A 22783-nucleotide genomic window follows, 5' to 3' on the forward strand; every position below is an offset into this window, starting at 1 on the left:
TCCTTACTCAGGCTTGAAAGGTTGTAGATCAACACGCGCCATCATACGGGCAAGCTGTTCACGATCAGTGATACCTACATTCGGTTGTGATACAGCAAGCGCAGATACAGCGGTTGCAAGTCGTAGAGTATGCTCACTGGTTTGACTCATCATCAGGCCATAGATCAAACCTCCGACCATAGAGTCTCCTGCGCCAACCGTACTGATCACCTCACATTGTGGTGGTTTAGCAAACCAAGCACCGGATGAATTCACCCACATAGCCCCTTCGGCCCCTAAGGAAATGACCACATGTGCGATACCTTGTGCACGAAGCTGATTGGCCGCGTCAACAATATCTTTACGGGTTGGTAATGATCTACCCGCCCAAATTTCTAGTTCACGATGATTAGGTTTGACTAACCAAGGTGCGGCTTTTAAACCTGCGACAAAAGCCTCACGGCTACTATCAAAAATGACGCACATGCATTCATTACGTAATCGCATCATCCATTTAGTGAACTCTTCTAATGCCACTCCTTTAGGTAAGCTGCCACTAACACAAATCATATCGAATTGCCCAGCCCAACTTAGTGAATCAGCAACAAAGCGTTGCCAATCAGCTTTGGTGACTTCAAAGCCAGAAAAGTTAAAGTCAGTCACCTCTCCTGTTTTTTCAGTGAGCTTGACGTTGATACGAGTTCGCCCGTCAACCACTTGGAAGCGGTTGGCAATACCCGTTTCGCTAAAAACTTTTTGAAAACCATCTTGGTTTTCTTTTCCTAGAAAACCGCCGACAGTGACATCAATACCAAGGTTTTTAAGGACTTTAGCGACATTGATACCTTTACCTGCGGCGTGCAGGCCAGCAGTTTTTACTAAGTTCATCTCACCTTTATCAATTTCAGGCAATAGGCCAACTAAGTCGTAGGCTGGATTTAAGGTAATTGTGGCGACTCTACGGCTCATGCTACCTCCTCACCAAGCCCATCATTAATAGCTTGAGCAATAGCTGACATCGCTTCAGCGGCATCACTCCCTTGTGCATTGATGCGCAGGCGATGGCCTTTTTTAGCGCCTAAACTCACCATTTTCATTAAACTGCGTCCATTTACAGGTGTTGCTGAACCATCAAGGTTAGCCACGGTAACATTGCTTGCGAATTTTTTAATTGTGCTGACTAATATCGTACTTGGGCGTGTATGCAGCCCGTGTGGATTACGAACGACAAATTCTTCAGTAATACCTTCAGCTGTCTCAGTTTCAGGCTGATTACGGCCTGCTAATAAAGAAGCAAGTGCATCAGCGTCAGTCACTTGCAGCAGGGTTTCAATTTGTTGATGCTGAAGTATTTGATTCAGATTAGAAAGAAACAGTGCGACTTGGTCATCTGCATATGAGAGGGTGATTAGCATTTTAACAGGGTGTTCTTGGTAGCTCAGCGCTGATTGAGTTGTCGCTAAAGTGACAGCACTGCACAGATTTCCTACAGGGCTATCACTTAACCAAACACCTTGCCCAAGGTAATGTGGCGCTTGAGTCAAAACATGAGAGATAAATTCGGCATCGATGGCCTGATTATCTTGTAAATGAGCTAAATTCAAGACTTGTAATGAATTCAAACTATGGGCTTCTGCGTTTAATGTCACCATGTTGCCATTAAATAGGAGGGGCTGAATAGTTTTCTCACCCATTAAAAGGCTACGTAACAGTTCAGCTGAATCGGCCTTTGCCATCGCATCTGCAATGGTTTCATCACTGATGACATGTGTGAGTTGGCGTAGTAGTGCAAGATGTTCGTTAGAGTGTGCCGCAATACCAATAACAATATAGGCTACTTGCTCATCACCCCAATCAATACCTTTAGGAAATTGGAATACGGCAACCCCAGTTTTAATCACTTGATCACGGGTATCTGTTGTGCCGTGAGGGATTGCAATACCATTGCCAAGGAAAGTCGGTGCTTGGTGTTCTCTTGCGAGCATTCCAAGTACATAACCTTCTTTAACATAACCAGCTTCAGCCAGTGCTGTGGCGACTTGCTGAATAGCTTCCTCTTTACTATTCGCCGTCGCCGCAAGATGTATATCTTGTACTGACAGGTTAAACATAGTATCTCCTCATTGCTATAATATAAGAATCGATTCAGCTAAAAAGTGGATGATTGTTGTGAGTTTGACTTAATGTTGATTTGTTATCGTTATCATTATAGCTGAATCGTTTCTATTTGTTTAATTAATCTACTCTAGTTTATCTTTGAATGACTAATGAATTAATGAGTAAATGTGATCGAAATCTAATTTTTACGCTTAAAATGTCATTTGGCTGAAGTTTGCTGAAGGGGGGGCATTTCAGCTATAGGTAAAAGTACGTCAGAGATACATGGAATGGATGGAAGGTATTAATGATGTTGGTTTAGATTTAAAGCACAAAAAGGAGGGGGATTTACATGCAGAGCGGTGAGTGAGTAAAAGAAAAGTAGCTGATATTAATATCAGCTACCTTTGTATTTATTCTTGAATTTTAATTTTTTGGTTACCCATAGAAACGATTTTTCCAGCGGGGATCTTGCAACGCTTACGAGTCTCAATGATGCCATCAACTTGAACTAAACCATCTGCGATCATTGCCTTAGCCATCGCTCCACTTTCTGCCCAACCTTGTTCAAGACAAACATCACGTCCATAGCATTCATAGTCAAAGTAATGGGATAACTGACCCAGTTGTGCTAAATCATAACAACCACTTTCTTCTATCCAGTAATAACCTAAATCATATTCATTATTGACCCCCGCTAATTGCTGGAAAGAATCTAAATTATCCGCTAAATGAATTAAATCATGGATTGAACTCGCTGAAGAACCGATTTCAATTGCCGCCTGATAAAGGTCAATTTCATCAGGCGATAACATGGCTAATTGGATGGCTAACTCGTTCAACTCATCTAAAAGGCTATATTCTGAAATGTAAGAAGAAAGGCCATCAATAGAGGATTCATAGTCGGTCAAGAAATACTCTTCATAGTGAATACCATCAATGCCAATCCGCATTAAACAGTGTTCGATCTCTTTTGAGGTTGCTGGAAGCTCAAGCCACTCACCAACCAGTTCACCTTCGTTATATTTTCCTAAGTTCGTGATAAAAACAGAGATAATCCCCGATTTTAGGCATGGGGAAGCCGTCGCTGTTATACGCATATTCGTGTCCTATTATTGATGTATTGTGATTTAATTAATGGCGATATTTTGATAAAGGGATCTATTTCCCTTTAGAAGATAATATTGATATAAAAAGCCAATCAGCTGAAAAACAGGCAACTCGCTTTAAAAATGATTAATGACGTTTTAGATCAAGATGATGAGTAGACTCTCAGGTCCGATAACATGTTATGTTTTTTACCATGATTTATTTTTGTGTGGGTTAAAACGAAAAAAGCCCCTGTCCAATAAACTAGGGTCAGTTCAGACTCACAGACTCCTAAGAGATGAAACCCCATCAGGGGCTTCCGTTAACTTATGGCTATCAATCAAACGTGTATTCACACTCGATACATTCATAACGATCAAATACCACGCCATCTAAAGCTGAACCACTCACAGCCCCAGCAGTAGCTCCAGCGACTAAACGTCCAAATAGAGCGCCTACCGCAGCACCAGCAATCGTCCCTACAACAGGAACAGCAGAGCCGATAGACGCTCCAGCTAGTGCGCCAGATACGCCACCAGCAACAGCTCCTGTCTTTTTCCCGATATGACGTTCACGAATGCGAGTTGAATCGCAGGCCGGGCAACGAATGTAATTTTCCATGATAATTTCCTTTTAGGTTGATTTAAAAGCAAAAAAGCCCCTGTCCGTGAGGACAGAGGCTTTCAGTGATAAAGCTTCTTTATTGAATGAGATGTATTACGATAAATCGTGGTGAGTTATCATGCGTTTTGACGATGAAAATTCCCATGAACAATATTGCCACCATTTCTCAATGAATCGATATAGTCGGCATACTACCGTAGTATTCGACTCCTCGTATTGAAAATGGATCTCCTATATGACATGGCTAAAGTTTTAGTGATTCATTGGATTATTCAACTTTGCAAAGTCGAATGGCGAAATCGTTTGTTCCCGATTAGCATCCAAATAATCCGCCCACCATTGCACCATTAATCGGCGTTGATCAATATGTTCTGCCTTATGAATATAAGCAGCCCTCACTGAGTTACGTTCTTGGTGGCTCATTTGCCTTTCTACTGCATCCTTCGACCATAAACCTGATTCAACTAATGAACTACACGCCATTGTTCTAAAACCGTGCCCACAAATTTCAGTCTTCGTATCATAGCCCATCACACGTAAGGCTTTATTGACCGTATTTTCACTCATGGGTTTAAAGGGATTATGAGCGCCCGTTAGGATCAATTCATGTTCACCCGTCCATGCCCAAATTTCTTTCAGTATAGTGATGGCTTGGTGGCTAAGGGGAACTAAATGCGGAGTGCGCATTTTAGCGCCCCTGTGTGAGAATTTAACGCCGGGTATAGGCTTTCGCTGAGCAGGAATAGTCCATAAGGCTTTATCGAAGTCAATTTCAGACCAACGCGCATAACGAAGTTCGCTTGACCTAATAAACACTAATAAATTTAACATCACGGCTAGGCGAGTGACGGGTTGCCCTTTATAAGCATCGATACGGGTAATGAGTTCAGGTAGACGGTCAAGATTAAGAGCTGGACGGTGTTGGCGTTGTACCGTCGTTACAGCCCCTGCGGTATCAATAGCAGGGTTATAGCCAATAATACCGGATTGCACCGCATAACGCATGACAGCAGAAATACGTTGCTGTAAACGCGCAGCTATCTCATAAATCTCTTTACTTTCTGCTGCACGGATAGGAATAAGCAGGTCAGGTGTTTTGAGGGTAGTGATATCGCGTAATCCAATATAAGGAAAGAGATGCGACTCCAAACTCTTTAAAACCTTTTCACTGTGTGATTCAGACCATTTTTTATTGCTGGCATGCCATTGTCTTGCGATGGTTTCAAAAGAGAGATTTGCATCAGAAGCTGCTTTAGCCACACGTTTTTGTTCGCACGGGTCAATACCGTCAGCAATCAATTTTCTTGCTTCATCACGTTTTAAACGCGCCTCTGATAAAGAGACATCAGGGTATAAACCCAATGCTAAGGTTTTCTCTTTACCTAAGTGGCGATAGCGTAATCGCCAGTACTTAGAACCATTAGTGTGAACCAATAAGTGCAGACCTGCACCATCGGTTAATTTATAGGATTTCACATCGGGTTTAGCCGCCCGAATTTTAGCGTCAGTCAGTGCCATAGTGAGCTTCCTGAGAGATAAAATGGGTACAAAATTCTATCGAACTAGTGTATACCCGCAATTGTACCCGCACAATGGGGTTGATGTGGGTAGAATCGAGTAGAATTCAGTTGAGTTGAAACTTTGGGAGAGTGTTGATTTTAGCGGGCTTTACAAACAAAAACAGACGTCGGTTGACGTCTGTTGATAATAAGGTGGTGCCCGGACTCGGAATCGAACCAAGGACACGGGGATTTTCAATCCCCTGCTCTACCGACTGAGCTATCCGGGCAACGGAGCGTATTAAACCTGATTTCATTGGTTGAGTCAAGGCGCTTTCAATAAACTTTTGACTGTATGCGCTTTTTTTCAACATGTTAGCTAGTTTTTAACCGAAAATACATAAAAAGACTAAGGTTATTAGTCAACGCCAGCCTGAAATGGCTTTAGGGTTGGCTGGCGTTGATGTTTATCGGCTTTTAGCGTAAGTAATTTTTCTGAGCTTTATTCACTTTAATTAGATAATTACGTGACTCAGCGGCAGGGTGTTTAGTGGACAATGTTTCATATACCTCACCTGGCTCTAAATTATTAATACGTTGTGCTGCTTGTTTTTTATCACTGTGAAAGACACGCAATACGCTGCCAGCACCGCCGTTATAGGCCGTTATAACGGCATATCGGCGTGATGTTTGGTTACGGATATCGCCTAAATAACTGTTTTGTAATATCGCCAAATAGGCTGTACCAGTATCGATATTTTTTTCAGGGTCAAATAAATAACTACGGCTAGGAACACCGGATTTACCTTGTGAGCGGAAAACATCCTTACCCGCAGTATTTGGCATTATTTGCATTAACCCCATAGCATCCGAACGGCTTACAGCATAAGGGTTGAAACTTGATTCAATTTGCATAATCGCCAGAATTAGTGATTCATCAACACCGTATTTTGCGGCTGATTTTTTAATATATGGCAAATATTTATGAGCTCGTTTGTCTAAATGATTCGGGACTAATTGCATGGTCACTGACCAAACAACATTCATACCAGACTGCCGGCGCTGCATTTTATTTTCGACTAGATAATCAGCAAACTTTGTTGCACGCCATTCCCAACGAATAGCTTCCCCAGTGTTATCGAGTACTTGGCCAAATAAGAATGGCTCTTTACTGTGGGGAATATCATTAATATCAGAGTAAAGGTCGATAGAGTTGGGGTCATCACCCATCAATAATGTGGTGACAATTGCTTTTTTTAAGTGTTCAGACGGCTCTATTGCTGAAATAGTTTCGACGGTGATAGTCCCTGCATCAAAGTTAATATGGCTGCGGGTACGGTATTCATCTGTGTATTTCACATAGTCTTTTGGACCTGCAATCAGCACTTCTTTAATGCCCCAAATATTTTCAATATTATGGGCAAATTGCCCCATTAAAATATCGAACCCATTGGTGTCTTTGACATGATTAGGGTTAAAGTCAGACTTTTGATTACTAGAACATGAAACAATTAGAGGGATCAATAAGCTCAGCGCAAATAGTTTTTTCATACGATTCACAGTCTTGGTGCAAGAGTCTACCTACTGAGTAGGTAGACAAACAGATTATTTTTCAGGCGTATAACCATCAATATGAATATCATGACCTTCAAACAAGAACTTGATCATTTCTTGTTCTAACATTTTACGGTCATCGGGGTTCATGGTATTGAGTTTCTTTTCATTAATGAGCATGGTTTGTTTAGCCATCCATTGACTCCATGCTTCTTTCGATATCTCGTTAAAAATACGTTTTCCTAACTCACCTGGGTAAAGCTGAAAATCTTGCCCATCAGCATCACGTTGTAAGAATGTACAAAAAATGGTTCTACTCATTAACTTTTTCCTCAAATTTCAGGTAGTAAGGTAAGCTGCTTTAATAAATTTTCAACTGGGGCAGCAAGACCGATAGTTGCACCTAAGTGTAAGTTATACCAGAGTCCCTTGCCTTCATCCATGGCAGAATTAAATGCCTGAATATTAACTTTTACAGGGATAATATCTAAATGAAAATGGCTAAATGTGTGGCGGAAGGAAATTAATTGCTCTGGCGAGTTATATTCAAGGCCAGAATCTTTTAACCATTGATTAAGTTGCTCTAAAGACTCAAATTGAGGGAAGGCAAATAGCCCACCCCAGATGCCTGATGGCGGTCGTTGTTTTAACCATACATTATCTTCGTGTTGCATAATTAAGAACCAAGCACTTTTTTCAGGGATCTTTTGTTTCGGTTTTTTTCCGGGGTAGTTCGACCATGAGTGATTCGCATAAGCAATACAGCCAAAATTAACAGGGCAAATTTCACATTTAGGTTTACTACGGGTGCAGACCATAGCCCCTAAATCCATCATGGCTTGGTTAAAAAACTCGACCCCAACTTTTGGCGTGACGTCAGTGCTAATATCCCACAGGCGGTTTTCCACTTCCTTTTTCCCCGGCCAGCCATCAACCGCATAGGCACGAGCTAACACGCGTTTAACATTACCATCTAAAATAGGGTAGTGCTGCTGTTGTGATAATGACAAAATCGCCCCTGCTGTTGAACGCCCAACACCGGGTAGAGCAAGTATTTCATCGAATGTACGGGGAAATTGGCCATTATATTGAGTGGCGACCATTTGTGCGGCTTTATGCAGGTTACGAGCCCGTGCGTAGTAGCCAAGACCTGTCCACAGGTGTAATACTTCATCAAGCGGCGCATTGGCAAGGGCTGTGACATCCTCAAAACGAGCAATAAACTTCTCAAAATACGGAATGACAGTACTTACTTGGGTTTGTTGCAGCATAACCTCTGACAACCACACATGATAGGATGATTTTTCCTGTTGCCAAGGTAAGGTTTTACGGCCGTATTTGTGATACCAGCCGAGCACTGCAGATGAAAATTGTTGAGCTTCCATTGATAATTTTATTTTTATTGATATTGCCAGTCATGGTAGGAATTGCAACATAGACTACGGGGGCTGTAAACCGCTATTGTGTGGTTTAGTGTAAAGTTAGCTAATTATCAACTGCAACCTTGCAGAAGTTTTGCTAAACTCCGATATCCTTTGTGTCTCAAAGGGGCTAAAGGCTCCCATTTGGGGTATTTAGGGTAGGAATTGATAGGTTTGATAATGAATCACCTTAATATCACTTGATTGTTGGCACATTAACTTAATTGGGCAACTATTTTTTAGAACCTTTATTATGATCAATAATGTAATCTCCCCCGAATATAATGAAGAAGGGCGGGTTATGCGCCGAGTCCGTAGTTTTGTCCGCCGTCAAGGGCGTCTGACAAAACGTCAGGAAGACGCATTAGAAAAAGAATGGGCAGAGAAAGGGATTGATTTTATCAATCAGCCTTTTGATTTTGCCAAGGTATTCAAGAACTCAAATCCAGTGACATTGGAAATTGGGTTTGGCATGGGCGCTTCATTGGTGGCCATGGCATCACAAAATGCAGATAAAAACTTTTTAGGTATTGAAGTTCATGCGCCGGGGGTTGGGGCATGTTTAGCATCAGCAAAAGAAGAGAATGTCACTAATTTACGCGTGATGTGCCATGATGCTATCGAAGTATTGGATTACATGATCCCTGATGGTAGCTTGGCAATGGTTCAGTTGTTTTTCCCTGACCCATGGCATAAAGCCAAGCACAACAAACGTCGTATTGTTCAAGTCCCTTTTGCGGAAAAAATTCGCAGTAAATTAACAATTGGCGGTGTTTTCCATATGGCGACTGATTGGCAGCCATATGCTGAGCATATGCTTGAAGTCATGACGAGTGTCGAAGGCTATAATAATTTATCATCATCAGGTGATTACGTTCCTCGTCCTGCAACAAGGCCAGAAACAAAGTTTGAAAAGCGAGGCCAGCGGTTAGGGCACGGTGTATGGGATTTAATGTTTGAGAGGATCAAATAATGGCTAAACAACCACGTAGTCGTCGTTTACGTAAAAAAATGCGCTTGGATGAATTCCAAGAGTTAGGCTTCACTGTTAAATGGAGCTTTAAAGAAGGTACGCCGATTGAGGAAGTTGACAGCACCGTTGACCAACTGATTGCAGAAGCGATTGAGCCGAATGGTTTAGCGTTTGAAGCAAGTGGCTACATGAGTTGGGAAGGGATCGTTTGCTTACAAAAAATTGGTAAGTGTACCGAAGAGCACCGTCAAGTTGTTGAAAACTGGCTAAAATCAAAAGGCATGAACGACGTCGTTGTTTCTGAGTTGTTTGATGTTTGGTGGGAATGATTTTATTGGGTTTATCTCAATGAATAAACTCAATTTTCACTAGTTTGAAGAGGCATCCAAAATTGGGTGCCTTTATTTTCTGTAGTAAACATTATCTGGAGTCAACGTTTTGAGCGCCATGTTTTCTAACCAGCTACTCAACGATATCCTAGACCAAGTACGCCCACTTATTGGAAAAGGCTGCGTTGCAAACTATATCCCTGCTTTGGGCTGTGTGCCGCCTCATCAATTAGGTATTGCTGTTTCCACTATAGATGGTGATATTTTTACTGCGGGCGAGGCATATCAGCGCTTTTCAATACAGTCCATTTCTAAAGTGTTGAGCCTCACCTTGGCGATGACACGCTATGAAGAAAATGAAATTTGGAGTCGCGTTGGTAAAGAACCTTCTGGGTTACCATTTAACTCCCTTATTCAAATTGAAATGGAAAAAGGCATCCCGCGAAACCCATTTATCAATGCGGGAGCGATAGTGATCGCCGATATGTTGCAATCTCGTTTAAGTGCGCCTAAGCAACGGATGCTAGAGTTTGTTCGAAAATTGTCTTGTGAACCTGATATAAGCTATGACACAGTGGTTGCCCGCTCAGAACTGGAACATGCAAGCCGTAATGCCGCAATTGCTTATTTAATGAAATCCTTTGGTAATTTTGAGAACGATGTTTTAACCGTTCTCGAAACTTATTTTCATTATTGCTCTCTAAGTATGAACTGTGTTGAATTAGCGAAATGTTTTTCCTATTTAACATCACAAGGAATGTCATCTTGTTCCATTGACCCAATCATCACTCCACTACAATCAAGGCAAATCAATGCGTTGATGATGACATGTGGTATGTATGATGGCTCTGGCGAATTTGCATTTCGGATAGGAATGCCCGGCAAGTCTGGTGTTGGCGGTGGTATCGTTTGTGTGGTACCAAACCAATTCACTGTAGCAGTTTGGTCCCCCGAACTCGATGCGGCGGGGAACTCTCTGGCTGGTTGTGCTGCCTTAGAGTTATTATCAAAGCGAATTGGACGTTCTGTTTTTTAACGCCACTGGTTGAAGCCATTAGTCGTTGATATAACGTTTTACTAGGAGATTTTATGTTACGTCGTACATTAATTGCATTTTCACTCCTTGCCTGCGCGACAAGCCAAGCTGCAGATTATAATTGCTCTGTCACTCCGAAAGATGACATCTTTATGACGCCAGAAAGCGTACAGGTCATTGGCCGTAGCGGTGATTTAAAAATTACCCCAGACGGCGATATCACACTCAATGGTAACAATATTGCCGCGACAGAAACGCAAAAACAGCAAGCTATCCGTTATCAATCGATGATCCGTAGTGATTTACCTTGGATAAAACAAGAATCAGAAAAAAAATTATCTACTTCAAGGGAAACCATTGATAAAGTGGTTGTTAAAGTCATTGGGGGGGATAGCAATATTCGTAACCGGTTGACTAAACTAGAAAAAGAACTGAATGGGCAAATTGATCAAATCATTGAGACTCGCCCTAACGGTTATGTATTCCATCATGAAGCGATGAAAACAGTAGAAACAAAAGGGCGTCAGCTGGTTAATGAAAGCTTAGGTGGTATTTTGCAAGATAGCATCAATGAAATGGGGCGCAAACAATTGTTATCTGGGGGCGATGCAAGCAAGGCCTTGCAAGGGATGTTGGGTAATCTAGGTGGGTTGCAACAAGAGCTTGAGTCCGAATGGAAAACACAAGAAAAAAGCTTCCAACAGTTTGGGCAACAAGTCTGTGCTAAAGTGACTTCAATGGAACAACAACGCGTTTCACTACTTAACTCGCTCAAAGCTAACTAATTAGTTAATCCCGTATAAAAACAGTAAGATATAAAATCATCTTACTGTTTTATTATTTCATTCTCTGTAACTTCTCATTATAAATGTGATATTCGCATCATTAATGGTAATGAAAATGAAATTGATTCTTATTTAGTTGACATCTAAGTCACTCTCTTTACAATGCGGGTTTGGCTTAATGACTAAATTGGGATCGTTTAAATGAAAAAGTTCATTCCTGCAGTACTTGTTTCTGTATTGTCATTCTCTGCTCCTTTGGCTTTTAGCGCAAAACCGGCTGCTTTCACACCCAATGTGGTGACAGCGCAAGGTGCTGAAAAAGTCACGATTAAACATCTTTCAGGTGAAACTGAGGTGGCCAAAAAACCACAAAAGGTGGTTTTATTTGATTTCGGTGTTTATGACTCAATGCAAAAACTAGGCCTAGGTGATAAAGTCGTTGCGTTACCAACAGCAAATGCACCTGCTTATGTTAAAGGCAATATTCCAGCGTCAATGGAAAATGCAGGTGGGATGAAACAGCCCGATTTAGCAAAAATTGCACTGTTAAAACCAGATCTTATTGTGATCACGGGCCGCCAAGGCAAATCTTATGAGGCGCTATCAAATATTGCACCAACGATCAACCTAGGCTCCGATAGTAAACATTATATGGAGTCAGTAAAGGCAAATCTTGGGGTAATTGGTGAATTGTATGGCAATCAAAAATCAGTTGATGAACAACTGGTCGAATTAGATAAAACCATTGCAGATGCTCAGAAAAAAGCCGCTGATTCAAATAAAAAAGTATTAGTGTTAATGCATAATGATGGCAAGCTGATCCCAAATAACCAAGCTGTTGTCTATAACGTAGTGAAAGCACAGCGTGCTGAATTACCTATTGATGAAAATGCCGATAAGTCTAAACGCCGTGTGGTCGATAGCAAAGCCATCGCACAAGCCAATCCTGATGTGATCCTGATTATTGACCGTAGTGAAGCGATTGGCGCAGGCAAATTAGATAAAACCGTTTTTGAAGATACAAACATTCAAGAAACGAAAGCTTATAAAGATGGCAAGATTACCTATTTACAATCTGACTTGTGGTACTTGTCAGGTGGTGGCTTAGTCAGCTTAACTGAACAAGTGAATGCTGTCGTTAATGCCCTGTAATTAATATCTGCCGTTGTCTTATTGGCTACGGTAATATTTACTATCCTCATTGTTATTGTCGTTTATTTCTTTTTTATCTCTAAATAAAAAGCCCGCATCAGGTGTTGATGCGGGCTTTCAATGAACGAGAAAATATACCTTCGCTTAACAAACGATTTTTTGCTTAAAAATCATTCCTCATCTAAAAACAATTCTAACAACGAGTTGAGAAACAGTTTTCCATGTTCTGTAATTTGCCATTCGTTATCCGTCTCAGTGATATAACCCTTTGTTAATGCTTCATCAATAGCTGGTCTAACTGTTGATTCGGGTAACCCAGTATATTGGGTAAATTCATCACGAGGCATTGCTTCAAGTAAGCGGAGACGGTTCATAAAATATTCAAATGGCCTATCTTTGGTGTCAACATCATAGGATTGATGAATGTAACGACCTTCCATATAGCCACGAGGGTGCTTGGTTTTTACTGTACGTAAAATTCTTCCATCTTCAAATGTGATTTTACCGTGTGCTCCACAGCCAATACCAAGGTAATCACCGAATCGCCAATAATTAAGATTGTGCTCGCATTGATAACCCGGTTTGGCATAAGCTGACGTTTCGTATTGCTGATAACCAGCTGCACTCAATAATTTATGACCTTCTGTATAGATATCCCACAGAGTATCGTCGTCAGGTAACGTGGGAGGGCGTGACCCAAATTGAGTATTAGGTTCAATGGTCAACTGATACCAAGACAAGTGCGGTGGGGCAAGCTCAATAGCTTGACGTAAATCAGATAAACCTTCATTGCGAGTTTGAGATGGGAGGCCGTGCATTAAATCGAGGTTAAAGCTTCTCAAATTTAAATTTGTCGCTAATTGAGCGGCACGCTTTGCTTCATCAGGACCATGAATGCGACCTAATGTTATTAATTTATCATTACCAAAGCTTTGCACACCAATGGAAATTCGGTTGATCCCCGCAGCTTGATAGCCAGCGAAACGGTCTGCCTCTACCGTTCCGGGGTTAGCTTCCATGGTAACCTCAGCTTGTACATCTAACTGGATACGTTGGCGAATACCATCCATCAAGGCTTGCATGGACTCGGCAGTTAACAGACTCGGGGTTCCCCCACCAATAAAAATAGTTTTGACAGGGCGTTCACCAATTAATTGCGCATCAATATCAAGGTCTGCCAATAGGTGCTCAACATATTCCATTTGGGGAATTTCCCCTTTGAGGGTGTGTGAATTGAAATCACAATATGGGCACTTTTGCACACACCAAGGAATATGAATATATAAACTCAATGGTGGTTGTTTAAGCATTTTTTAATGCTTCCAACATCATTGTTAGGGCTTTACCACGATGTGAAATGGCTTGTTTTTCTGCTTTAGTTAACTCCGCTGAAGTACAACCCAATTCAGGGATATAGAAAATAGGGTCATAACCAAAACCCCCTTGGCCTTTACGTTCACGAGTAATAATGCCTTGCCAACGACCCTGGAATACTAAGGGAGTCGGGTCTTCTGCATGGCGTAAATACACTAAAACACAGTTAAATTGTGCCTGACGTTGGCCATCAGGCACATGTTCCATTGCATTAAGTAATTTTATAAGGTTTTGCTCATCATTCGCCTCTTCCCCCGCATAACGTGCGGAGTAGATACCCGGAGCTCCTCCCAGTGCATCAACAGAGATCCCTGAATCATCGGCAATTGCGGGTAAGCCCGTTTGCGCCGCAGCATGTCGGGCTTTCAGGATAGCATTTTCAATGAAGGTTAAACCTGTTTCTTCAGCAGATTCAACACCTAATGAAGTTTGCGCGACAATATCCATACCAAAATCACGGAGTAAGTCGGCTAACTCATTCACTTTTCCCGGATTGCCGGTGGCTAAAACAACTTTTTGCATCATTTAGAACTCATTTTTACATAATACCAATGGAATACATCATTGCTGTGAGTGATGGGTCAATCCATAAGGAAATATCTACACGCAAATAGTTAAGCGCAATCAAGATAAACATCACAATCATGGCTGAGAAGTCTAACCCGCCCATTGCTGGAATAATACGACGGATTGGTGCCATTAATGGTTCTGTTAATTGGTACAATAAATAGTCAACAGGGTTACGGCCTTGGCTGACCCAGCTTAAAATAGCGCGGATTAAAATCATCCAGAAAATCAATTTACCTGCGTAGGTTAATAATAAAATAACCCCCATAGGTAGGATCGTAACACCTAAAATTGGCAGTAAATTAGTTGCCCACATACCGAAAATAATTGCAGCTAATGCCAGCACAAAAGCGACAACAACTGAAGCGGTATCGACTGAGCCAATAGCGGGGATCACTCGACGTAATGGCCCAACAATGGGTTGAGTTGCCTTAACGACAAATTTTGAAAATGGGTTATAAAAATCGGCACGTACACATTGCATCCAAACACGCAGTAGTAAAACAAAAATGTACAGCTGGATCAGGGTAGTGACAACAAAAACGATAGTCTTCATGGCAAATTCCGCGATTAAATTAAAAAAGTTTTTCCATCTCTTCGGCTCTGTCAATTGCACTTTGCATTGCATTGGCAACAGTTTGCGGAAGATTTCCATTATAAAATTGTTCTAAAGCCATCGCGGTAGTACCGCCTTTAGAGGTGACCTGTTCACGTAATGTTGAAAAGGCTGTATCACTTTGTGATTTAGCTAGTTCCACAGAGCCTTCTATGGCATTGAGGACTAATTCACGGGCTTGCACACTATCATAACCGAGTTGTTGCGCTTTTTGCTGCATTGCTTCCATAAATAAGAAGAAATAAGCAGGGGAACTGCCTGTAATCGCAATAATATTATTGATCTCTTGCTCTTTTTGGCACCAAATTGTTGTCCCAACGCTTTGCATGAGTTCTTGTGCGAATTTTTTGTCTTGCTCTGATACTTGCCCTTGAGCAAACAACCCACTAACGCCTTTACCCACTAATGATGGCGTATTTGGCATAATGCGCACTAAATTAAGCGGGTGTGCGAGGTATTCGTTATAGCGTTCAGCAGGGATGCCCGCAGCAATGGTGAGGACTAATTTTTGGTCAAAATTGGTAACTTGTTGCAGTGGCTCACAGACCTCTTTCATCATTTGTGGTTTGACTGCGAGCATAATCACATCGGCGGCTTGCACTGCGGCTAGGTTGTCATGGCGACTGATTATACCGTACTGTTCGGCGAGTTTGTCACGGCGTACAGGGGTTGGAGAACAAACCGTGATCATGGATGCAGGGTAACCGTGGTTAACCAAACCTGTAATAATGGCTTGAGCCATATTTCCGGCACCGATGAAGGCAATTTTACGATGTTGCATTCTGTTCTCCTTATTTATTGGTGATACTGGCGAGCGCCAAAAATAGCGGTTCCTATACGTACCAAAGTAGAGCCGCAATGAATTGCTGCGCGCATGTCATCAGTCATACCCATCGAAAGTGTATCGACGGTAGCGTAATTTGTTTGTAATTGCTTAAATGCAGCATCCATCTTGCGAAATGTGGCACACTGGCGTTCGTAATCTGTTTCGGGGGCAGGGATTGTCATTAAACCACGTAATACCAGGTTAGGCATAGTGGCGACTTGGGCGGCTAGTTCGTTTAATTCCGCTAAGGTGATCCCCGATTTACTATTCTCATCACTAATATTGATTTGGATGAGAACATTTAAAGGGGCTTTATCGCTAGGACGTTGGTCGTTCAATCGTTGAGCGATTTTTGCCCTGTCAAGGGTGTGAAACCAATCAAAGTGTTCGGCAACTAGGCGGCTTTTATTGGATTGTAATGGGCCGATAAAATGCCAAACAAGGTCATTCCTATTTGAAAAATATTGAATTTTTTCAACACCTTCTTGAACATAATTTTCACCAAATTGGAAAAGACCAGCCTCAATGGCTTCTGAAATAGCTTCACAAGGTTTGGTTTTACTTACAGCAAGCAGCGTAATGTCTTGTGGTGAGCGTTGGCACTCTGCGGCGGCAAGATCAATACGTGCTGTGACATCAGAGATATTATTTTGAATGGTCATTGTTTTATTCAATATAGTTTAATTCAATATTGGTGTATTCACGTACAGGTCTATTTACCAAGTAGATGAATTGCGGTTATTGACCATAGTGTAAAGCAAATCGCGTCAGAACGGCACCTTTGCATAGGGGGAATTCAAAAAAATACTGATTAAGCTTGATAAAAAAGCATTTTCTAACAGTGTCCTTAAATCTGCTTTCCCAGATAATAGCAAAAGGCCGATTGATTCATAACAGACGGTGATGCTGACAAAATAGGCACACTAGTGACAGCAGTAAAAAGATAACGGCAACCCGAACTCGATAATCAAAACTGTGTTGAACCCCTTGTAATGATTTCCAATTTAATAACTTCTTGTTTTATTGGATCTTTCCGGTCGGAAATTTTATCTAAAAGCATTTTTATCGCTAATTCGCCTATATACTGAGTGGGTATTTTAACCGTAGACAGTTCGGGGTTTAAATAATTGCAAAGGTCAGTATCATTGAATCCGATCACGGCAACATCTTTAGGAATCGTGATGTTAAGCTGCTTTGCTGCTCGATAAAGCGCACCAGCTAATAAGTCATCATCGCAAAATACAATATTGGGTTTTTGCTGAAGTAAAGATGCTGCATTTTGGGTTGCTTCAGCAAGGTTAAAGGATGAGTAAATGACACATTTAGATTTTTCTACATAGTTTAATGACTCGAATTCATTGTTAAATAATTTATGGCGATTTAGAAAATGTTGCCTTGGGATATCAGATCTAAAAAAACCAACCTTAAACCGTTTCATTTTATGCGTAATAGAGAACGCAGATTTGATCGTTTTATCAATATCTAAAAGAATGTCATTATTTTTTTCATCATCAGACTCTATGAATATCAGCTTATCTCGGTAATTTTCTAATAATTCGATATGTTTTTTTTCACATGAATAAATAATGCAGCCACTAATTAGTTTACTTTGAAATAATGAAAATAAATGTTCAGACCATTGTTTGTTGGCATAACTATCTAAAAGAATTAAAGAATACCCGGATTTGGTTGCTGAAAGCTCTGCAGCATGAACGACTTTTCCGAAATAGGGTTGTTGAATATCGGGGACAATAAATGCAACGGTACGTGAATTTCCACTACGTAAAATTTGTGCATTGATATTAGGCTGATAGCCTAGCTCTTTTGCCACACAGAGGATTTTTTCACGGGTTTTTTCAGATACTCGGCCTTGGTAACGACCACTAAATACAAGAGATACAGCCGACTGTGAGACGTTAGCTAAACGGGCGACATCTTTACTGTTAACAGTAGACATTTTTTCTCCATATCAAGAGTGAAAACATAAAAAATACTTTATAAACAGATGGATGCGTTATTCTAAACGAATTAAAAATGATCTAATACGCTCATACTAAATGATAAATTTTGTTTGGGCTTATTAATTTGCAAGCTTTATGTTTTTATGTGATCCATGTCAAGTCATACGTATTACTTGCTGTGAAGTATATCACTTTATTCTTGTTTAATACCCAGTACATTAATTAAAACCAAGAAATGCATTAGAGGAAAATGCTCAGTAGTAGAATCAATGTTTTTATTAGCCATACCGAATGTACATTGTATATAAACGTGTTTACGTAATATTGAGTGAGGTAAATAAATTATTATGAGCACAATTACTCGATTAAAAATAGTCTCGTTTATGCAGTTTTTTATATGGGGCTCTTGGCTAGTTACATTTGCTTCATATATGTTTAATACACTCCACTTTACAGGTGGAGATGTTGGGTTAGTCTTTAGTTCTTTAGGCATTGCATCACTATGCTCACCTATTTTAATGGGGCTAATTGCAGATAGAATTAATAATAGAAAATTCGTCTATGTTACCATTCATTTAATATCGGCGTTTTTTTTGATTGCAATGGCACATAGTACTTCGGTTAGTTTGCTTTTCGCCATGACATTAGTTCATCTGATTTTTTATATGCCAACAATGTCAATCTGTAATAGTATAATTTTTGAAATACTGGATAGGGAAAAATTAAAATCAGAAAATTATTTCCCAAAAATCAGGGTGTATGGAACTGTTGGTTTTATAGCTGCAATGTGGATTATTAGCTTATTAAAGTTAGAAATGAGTTATTATCAATTGTATATAGCAGCAATAGCTTCCGTGGCTTTAAGCCTTTATTCTGTTATTTTTATATCGGTAAATAAAGATAACCATAATTTGGAATGTGATCCTCATTCATTTAAATTTAGTGATTTGGCTGTCTTATTTAGGAAATCTCAAGTCGTTGTTTTCTTGTTTTTTTCTATGCTGCTAGGGTCTGTTTTACAAATCACGAATACTCTCGGTGTACCCTTTTTGCAGGATCTGGCTGCCGCACCAGAGGCTCAAAACTCTATTTTTTCAACCTACCCGACAATTTTTTTATCAATATCGCAATTCTCAGAAGTGATTTTTATATTGCTACTTCCTTTTTTATTAAAGTATATCAAGATAGAAAAAGTTTTATTGTTGAGCATGATAGCTTGGATTTTACGCTTCGGGTTATTTGCATATGGTGATTTTACCTATATAGGAACAATAGCATTATTCCTTTCAATGTTAGTATATGGTTGCGCCTTTGATTTCTTTAATATTTCGGGTTCTTTATTCTTGGAAAAAGAAATAGCACCTGAATTTCGTTCTACAGCACAAGGCGTATTTACTACTTTAGTTAATGGATTTGGTACTTTCTTAGGTGCCATATTGAGTGGCTGGGTATTAGATCTTAATACGATAAATGGGGTTGTAGATTGGAAAATGTTTTGGATTGTATTCACTAGCTATACGATTACATTCACATTTATTTATGTACTGTACATGTTTTTTTCAAATAGAAAAAAACAGCATGCTTATTCATAAAAATGTAAAAATATTGAGGTATATATTATGTTAGATACTCATCAATACTCTATTGCTGATATTAATTTAGCAGATAAAGGAATAAAACGTATTAATTGGGCCAAAGCACATATGCCTATTATGCAAAGTTTAATTGAAAGACTTGAAAAAGAACAACCATTTAAAGGTCTGACAATTGGTATTTGTTTACATGTTGAAGCAAAAACAGGGGTATGGCTTGAAGCCTTGACAAAAGGTGGCGCAAAAATTGCTATTACAGGTTCTCCTGGTTCTACACAAGATGAAACAGCGGCAGCATTAGTAAAATATATGAATGTGAGTGTTTTTTCGAGGAGAGATGAATCTTTTGAAGACCATATAGCCTATTGTAAAAATGTCTTGGAAATGAAGCCGGATATCATCGCCGATAATGGTGCAGATTTACATGAGCTGGTTCTTACCGATCCTAAATTTAAGGCATTACAAAAAGTAATTATTGGTGCGACGGAAGAAACAACCACAGGAGCAAATAGGTTAAGGGAAGATTTCACATCTCAGCTTTGGCCAACATTAATTATTAATGATACTCAGTCTAAAAGAATTATAGAGAATCGATATGGTGTTGGCTCATCTGTTGTGGAAAGTATTGCTCATGCAACTAATGTAATGATACACGGTAAAAAAGTAGTGGTGATTGGATATGGTTATTGTGGCTCTGGTGTGGCACAGCGTTTTAGGGGAATGGGGGCACATGTTACGGTAGTAGATACAAATCCGCTTACTCGATTAGAAGCTCATTTAGAAGGTTTTCAAACTGCTGAATTAATCAGTACGTTACAGGATGCCGACTTTGTTGTGAGTGTCGTTGGGCGAGATAATATACTTACTACAGAACATTTTTCTGCAATGAAAAATAATGTGCTTGTGGCTAATGCGGGGCATTTCCAACGTGAAATTGATGTGAATGCATTGAAGAATTTAAGTAATAATAGTGAAGAGGTCATACCTAAAATTAATAAATACCAATTGAAAACGGGTAAAAATATATTCCTAATGTCGGATGCAAACCTTGTTAATTTGTCTGCAGGAAATGGTAATCCTATTGAAGTTATGGATTTAGGCCTCGCTTTACAAACATTAAGTTTAGAAAAAATTGCTTTAGATAGCAAAGCATTAAAAAATATTCCGCAACCTGTTCCTTTTGATATAGAAATGAAAGTAGCACAACTTGCGTGTGATAACTGGATAACGCATTAAGCTACTTGTACATACTTCAAGTTACATTGTGTTGATTATACTGAGTTTGCTGAGTCGTTTAGCTTATCTAAGCTCCAGGTCTAACTTTGCTTATTGCCTACATGTATATTGAATTATTAAGAGTATATTGTCTTATAAGAAGCTGGTGTGATTAGCGCTTTTTGTAGGAATTAACTTTGAGTGACTAATATGAAGAATAAATTTTCTGTTGCATTACTTTTAAGTATTATCATCCCATTGTCTTATGCTGATAACCTAGTGGAAATTAATATCCTTGGTACGTCTGATATTCACTCTTTCATAAGTGATGAGGATTATTTTAATAATCTAAAAAGTGAAAAATATGGTTTGAAATCGCTAGTTGGTGCGATTGAAAAATTTAGGCATGATAATAAAAACACCTATTTAGTTGATGTTGGTGATTTATTATCTGGCAACCCATTAGGGAATCATATTATTAAACGCTATAACCAAAATGAAAGCTATTATCGTATATCTCCTGTTATCTGTAGTTTAAATGCACTTAATTATGATGTAGCAACCCCTGGTAATCATGATTTTGATAATGGTGCTGAGTTTTTGAAATGGTCTTATTCTGGAGCGAACTTTCCAGTAGTTTTAAGTAATGTTATTGATAATACGTCACAAAAAAGCCTTTATCCTGAGTATATTATTCAGGAAAAAGAGGTTTTAGATGACGCGGGTAATAAGCATTTACTGAAAATCGCATATTTAGGGTTAGTTCCTATGCAAACAATGCTTTTTAATAAAAGCAAACTTGAAAGTGAGATTACATTTACTGATATGCTAGATGCTGCAAATAGTACTGCTATTCAGGCGAAAAAAGATGGGGCTGACTTGGTTATTGCCTTATCTCATTCAGGTATTGATGTATCACAAGTTGAACATGGTATGGAAAATGTCGCATTTTATCTTGCCAAAAATCCGAATATAGACGGTATTTTATTTGGTCATACTCATGAAGTTTTTCCTTCTGAAAAAATAACAGCTAATGAAAATATTAATGTTAAGGATGGGAAAATGTTTGGCAAGCCAGCGGCTCAACCGGGTAAGTGGGGGGAGTCACTATCCGCTATTAAATTTGTTCTAGAAAAGAATAATGATAAGTGGGATATAAAAAGTAGTAAAGGATATCAAGTCGATAGAAAAAATTCTGTTGCTAAAGGGAGTACTATTGAGAAAATATCGTTGTGCATAAATGATACAGAACAAGACTTAAAAAGTGACTTAGACAAAGAAGTAAGCCAAGACAAATTTAAAATCAATAATAATTTTAATCTGATTGGAAATGAAAGCCTAACAACTGTACTTGCGGACTCCCTTCGTTATTATATGCGAAATTTTACGAGTGAAAGCGATAAGGTGTTAATTTCTATTTCACCATCTTATTCATTAAATGATGCAAGTTTTTTTGTTGACATACAAGACAGGAAAATAACCAATAGGGATTTAAACAAGATTTTTTATCCCGCTTCTTTATCTGCATTAAAGGTAAACAAGCAACAATTAATCGAATGGTTGGAAATGAGCTCAAATATTTATAATATGCCAATAGATGAGTCTACACCATTAATTAATACTAATGCCCATAGCTTTTTATTTTACCCAATTATGGGGCTAACCTATGATGTAAATATTAGCAAATTACCGTTATATGATTTATACGGTAAGAAAAATGAAGGGGCTACGGTAGGGAGAATTTCGAATATTCGCTATAACAATAAAGAAGTGGTCGATACAGACTCATTTATTATTGTTGCGAGTAAGTACGCACCGTACTTTCAAAAGCACAAAGATGCTCCTTACTTAGATATTGGTAATGAAAGAAATATTGATATATTTACGGGGTATATTTCGGCGCACCATGAATACCCACAGCCGAAAAATAATTACCGTATAGTGTCGGATATACCATTAGAAATGAATTTGATATTACCCCATAATACAGATAAATCAGCAACATTTTTATGGGGAACTGAGTATCCTTTGCAAGTAAAAAGCCAAGATACAAAATCAGTAACTTACCAAATAAAAATAGCCCAGTGATATTAA

22 protein-coding genes, 1 tRNA gene and 1 pseudogene are annotated in these 22783 nt (G+C 39.5%); 8 read left to right on the forward strand and 16 right to left on the reverse strand.

Annotated elements, in window-relative coordinates:
- Positions 1 to 3 precede the first annotated feature (3 nt).
- The 10 genes and pseudogenes from fruK to mutY all read right to left on the reverse strand — a co-directional run bounded on the left by fruK (position 4) and on the right by mutY (position 8227).
- A complete protein-coding gene (gene fruK / locus RB151_RS04700; protein WP_071547803.1) occupies positions 4 to 948 on the reverse strand; it encodes a 1-phosphofructokinase in 945 nt (314 codons plus the stop codon).
- Positions 945 to 2090 (reverse strand): fused PTS fructose transporter subunit IIA/HPr protein, encoded by a 1146-nt coding sequence (gene fruB / locus RB151_RS04705; protein WP_040132876.1) that lies wholly within the window; start codon positions 2088 to 2090, stop codon positions 945 to 947. Before fruB ends, fruK begins: the two co-directional genes overlap by 4 nt.
- A gap of 399 nt (positions 2091 to 2489) precedes the next feature.
- Positions 2490 to 2702 (reverse strand): RNA-binding S4 domain-containing protein, encoded by a 213-nt coding sequence (locus RB151_RS23505; RefSeq protein WP_419177470.1) that lies wholly within the window; start codon positions 2700 to 2702, stop codon positions 2490 to 2492.
- Positions 2697 to 3176: pseudogene (locus RB151_RS04710) on the reverse strand (antirestriction protein ArdA); the annotation flags it as partial. The gene RB151_RS23505 and the pseudogene RB151_RS04710, both read right to left, overlap by 6 nt.
- Positions 3177 to 3501: 325 nt before the next feature.
- Entirely contained in the window at positions 3502 to 3786 is a 285-nt protein-coding gene (locus RB151_RS04715; protein ID WP_008913927.1) for a hypothetical protein, read from the reverse strand.
- A 255-nt stretch (positions 3787 to 4041) separates the two neighbouring features.
- Positions 4042 to 5307 (reverse strand): tyrosine-type recombinase/integrase, encoded by a 1266-nt coding sequence (locus RB151_RS04720; RefSeq protein ID WP_071547805.1) that lies wholly within the window; start codon positions 5305 to 5307, stop codon positions 4042 to 4044.
- Between the two features lie 195 nt (positions 5308 to 5502).
- Positions 5503 to 5578: transfer RNA gene (locus tag RB151_RS04725), tRNA-Phe, on the reverse strand.
- Positions 5579 to 5765: 187 nt separating this feature from the next.
- On the reverse strand, positions 5766 to 6839 hold the full coding sequence (gene mltC / locus RB151_RS04730) for a membrane-bound lytic murein transglycosylase MltC (RefSeq protein ID WP_042848739.1): 1074 nt from the start codon (positions 6837 to 6839) through the stop codon (positions 5766 to 5768).
- A 54-nt stretch (positions 6840 to 6893) separates the two neighbouring features.
- Complete coding sequence (locus tag RB151_RS04735; protein WP_042848738.1) at positions 6894 to 7163, reverse strand: oxidative damage protection protein; 270 nt, start codon at positions 7161 to 7163, stop codon at positions 6894 to 6896.
- An 11-nt stretch (positions 7164 to 7174) separates the two neighbouring features.
- Positions 7175 to 8227: an A/G-specific adenine glycosylase gene (mutY, locus tag RB151_RS04740; RefSeq protein WP_071547806.1), complete on the reverse strand. Its 1053-nt coding sequence runs from the start codon at positions 8225 to 8227 to the stop codon at positions 7175 to 7177.
- 289 nt (positions 8228 to 8516) lie between these two features.
- Between mutY and trmB the strand changes: the two genes are divergently transcribed.
- The 5 genes from trmB to RB151_RS04765 all read left to right on the forward strand — a co-directional run bounded on the left by trmB (position 8517) and on the right by RB151_RS04765 (position 12538).
- On the forward strand, positions 8517 to 9236 hold the full coding sequence (trmB, locus tag RB151_RS04745; RefSeq protein WP_042848736.1) for a tRNA (guanosine(46)-N7)-methyltransferase TrmB: 720 nt from the start codon (positions 8517 to 8519) through the stop codon (positions 9234 to 9236).
- Entirely contained in the window at positions 9236 to 9565 is a 330-nt protein-coding gene (locus RB151_RS04750) for a YggL family protein (protein WP_071547807.1), read from the forward strand. Before trmB ends, RB151_RS04750 begins: the two co-directional genes overlap by 1 nt.
- A gap of 109 nt (positions 9566 to 9674) precedes the next feature.
- On the forward strand, positions 9675 to 10601 hold the full coding sequence (glsB, locus tag RB151_RS04755) for a glutaminase B (protein WP_042848734.1): 927 nt from the start codon (positions 9675 to 9677) through the stop codon (positions 10599 to 10601).
- A gap of 53 nt (positions 10602 to 10654) precedes the next feature.
- A complete protein-coding gene (locus tag RB151_RS04760) occupies positions 10655 to 11386 on the forward strand; it encodes a DUF2884 family protein (protein ID WP_042848733.1) in 732 nt (243 codons plus the stop codon).
- Positions 11387 to 11587: 201 nt separating this feature from the next.
- A complete protein-coding gene (locus tag RB151_RS04765; protein ID WP_071547808.1) occupies positions 11588 to 12538 on the forward strand; it encodes a siderophore ABC transporter substrate-binding protein in 951 nt (316 codons plus the stop codon).
- Positions 12539 to 12708: 170 nt separating this feature from the next.
- Here RB151_RS04765 and hemW read toward each other — a convergent pair whose 3' ends face one another.
- From hemW to RB151_RS04795, 6 genes are all read right to left on the reverse strand, one after another.
- Complete coding sequence (gene hemW / locus RB151_RS04770) at positions 12709 to 13848, reverse strand: radical SAM family heme chaperone HemW (protein ID WP_071547809.1); 1140 nt, start codon at positions 13846 to 13848, stop codon at positions 12709 to 12711.
- On the reverse strand, positions 13841 to 14434 hold the full coding sequence (gene rdgB / locus RB151_RS04775) for an RdgB/HAM1 family non-canonical purine NTP pyrophosphatase (protein WP_071548825.1): 594 nt from the start codon (positions 14432 to 14434) through the stop codon (positions 13841 to 13843). The genes hemW and rdgB overlap by 8 nt, the downstream gene beginning before the upstream one ends.
- Before the next feature lie 16 nt (positions 14435 to 14450).
- The gene (locus RB151_RS04780) at positions 14451 to 15035 is read right to left on the reverse strand and encodes a YggT family protein (protein WP_042848730.1); all 585 of its coding nucleotides are present in this window, start codon (positions 15033 to 15035) and stop codon (positions 14451 to 14453) included.
- 19 nt (positions 15036 to 15054) lie between these two features.
- Positions 15055 to 15876, reverse strand: a complete 822-nt coding sequence (gene proC, locus RB151_RS04785; RefSeq protein WP_042848729.1) for a pyrroline-5-carboxylate reductase — start codon at positions 15874 to 15876, stop codon at positions 15055 to 15057.
- 14 nt (positions 15877 to 15890) lie between these two features.
- Entirely contained in the window at positions 15891 to 16583 is a 693-nt protein-coding gene (locus RB151_RS04790; protein WP_048608256.1) for a YggS family pyridoxal phosphate-dependent enzyme, read from the reverse strand.
- A gap of 305 nt (positions 16584 to 16888) precedes the next feature.
- Positions 16889 to 17878 carry a LacI family DNA-binding transcriptional regulator gene (locus RB151_RS04795; RefSeq protein WP_071547810.1) on the reverse strand — a complete coding sequence of 330 codons (990 nt, stop codon included), beginning with the start codon at positions 17876 to 17878 and terminating at the stop codon, positions 16889 to 16891.
- Positions 17879 to 18229: 351 nt separating this feature from the next.
- Between RB151_RS04795 and RB151_RS04800 the strand changes: the two genes are divergently transcribed.
- The 3 genes from RB151_RS04800 (at position 18230) to RB151_RS04810 (ending at position 22777) form a co-directional block, all read left to right on the forward strand.
- The gene (locus RB151_RS04800) at positions 18230 to 19474 is read left to right on the forward strand and encodes an MFS transporter (RefSeq protein ID WP_071547811.1); all 1245 of its coding nucleotides are present in this window, start codon (positions 18230 to 18232) and stop codon (positions 19472 to 19474) included.
- Positions 19475 to 19501: 27 nt separating this feature from the next.
- Complete coding sequence (locus RB151_RS04805; protein ID WP_071547812.1) at positions 19502 to 20710, forward strand: adenosylhomocysteinase; 1209 nt, start codon at positions 19502 to 19504, stop codon at positions 20708 to 20710.
- A 189-nt stretch (positions 20711 to 20899) separates the two neighbouring features.
- The gene (locus RB151_RS04810) at positions 20900 to 22777 is read left to right on the forward strand and encodes a metallophosphoesterase (RefSeq protein WP_071547813.1); all 1878 of its coding nucleotides are present in this window, start codon (positions 20900 to 20902) and stop codon (positions 22775 to 22777) included.
- Positions 22778 to 22783 lie beyond the last annotated feature (6 nt).

This window comes from Providencia rettgeri (assembly GCF_001874625.1).
Lineage (GTDB): Bacteria > Pseudomonadota > Gammaproteobacteria > Enterobacterales > Enterobacteriaceae > Providencia > Providencia huashanensis.